Origin of the sequence: Stieleria mannarensis (genome assembly GCF_014154935.1) — a bacterium.
GTDB lineage: Bacteria > Planctomycetota > Planctomycetia > Pirellulales > Pirellulaceae > Stieleria > Stieleria mannarensis.
On the sequence record NZ_JACEHH010000190.1, the window covers coordinates 1 to 701 of the forward strand.

The 701-nt window shown below is 56.1% G+C and carries 1 protein-coding gene; it reads right to left on the reverse strand.

The window, feature by feature from the left end:
• A partial coding sequence (locus H1B37_RS33015; RefSeq protein WP_182871522.1) for a site-specific integrase occupies positions 1-364 on the reverse strand: 364 nt, incomplete at its 3' end.
• Positions 365-701 lie beyond the last annotated feature (337 nt).

Genomic DNA, 701 nt, shown 5'->3' on the forward strand with positions numbered 1-701 from the left:
TGCTTGGCAAGTTCACTTTGCCGCGTTTGTCGACCGTCGGTACCGTCGATGCGATATCGCTTGAGAAATTGGCGTCTCGTGCGAGCCATTCGAGCAAGCGGCGGAGCTTGGTGATGCGTTCACGAACGATGCGGGTTCCGATCACCGAACCGCTAAGCAAATCAGTTTCGTTTTGAAGATGTTCGAGGTAGTCGCTGGCGGTGATGTCGCTGAGCTGATCTGCCGAGTCGATCGATAGCGTTTGGCACCACGTGACGAAGTAATCGAGTTGCTGTTTGGTGGTGTTGATGACGCGTCGTTTGTGTCCGGAGCGTTGAAGGTGAGCGATGTAGCTTTGGACTTGGGTTTGTAACGTCGAAGCCATCCGGTTGACCTTGAGTTGGGAACTTTGCGATTGCGCGGTCGCGTGGGAAAAGATCCATGCCGGCGGAGTCGCGTGGGCTTGGTGATCCGGCCGGCTGCGCTGCGTGTCCCTCGGTTGTCATCGATAGCGGCGGCCTTGATCGATGGCGGTGGTGATCAAGTTCAGTGAGCCCGAGAGCAGGGAGCACCTCGATGACGCGACAGCTCCGCCTGGTTGTCAACAGGGCAATCGGCCAACCGCCACGAAAGTAGAAAAACACTTCGCCATCAACCGTTAAAGTCAACGCACTCGGTGTTAACGATCGCACTTTGGTTTTTTGTCTCTCGCCTTCTCTCGG